The following is a 454-nucleotide window of genomic DNA, read 5'->3' on the forward strand; positions in this document are numbered from 1 at the left end:
TGGGGGCGGGTGTGGTCGAGGTCGCTGCTGTAGGCGCTGCGGTTGCATATGGGGTTGCGGCAGGTGAGGTCGCGGGCGCGGACGCGGGCGGTGAGGGCTTGGCTGGGCCGGTAGCGGGGCTCGGGTGGGTGGGTGGTGTCGATGGCGTGGATGGCTGTGCGGATCGCGGTGTGCTGGGTTCGGGGTTTGGTCAGGGTGGTGATCTTGGCGTGGAGGATGATGTGGCCGTGTGGGGTGCGGGTGGCGACCCAGGTGGAGGCCAGGGTGGCGAGTTGCCGGGCTTGGTCGGGGGTGAGGGGGCCGTAGCCGTGTAGTAGTCCGGCCCGCTCGTCGTTGCCGGCCCAGGTGTCGTACGGCACGGCCAGCTGGAAAGCGCGCCTGACCCCGGCGTCGCCAGCCCGTACGCTGCCGTCGGTGGAGTCAACCGCCGTGGCGGCCTCCGCCCCCTGCGCCT

1 protein-coding gene is annotated in these 454 nt (G+C 72.0%); it reads right to left on the reverse strand.

The window, feature by feature from the left end; translation table 11 throughout:
- Positions 1 to 454 (reverse strand): hypothetical protein (locus N5079_RS35170; RefSeq protein ID WP_261588547.1); only part of this gene is annotated, 454 nt, incomplete at both ends.

Origin of the sequence: Planotetraspora sp. A-T 1434 (genome assembly GCF_025420585.1) — a bacterium.
GTDB lineage: Bacteria > Actinomycetota > Actinomycetes > Streptosporangiales > Streptosporangiaceae > JAOEGB01.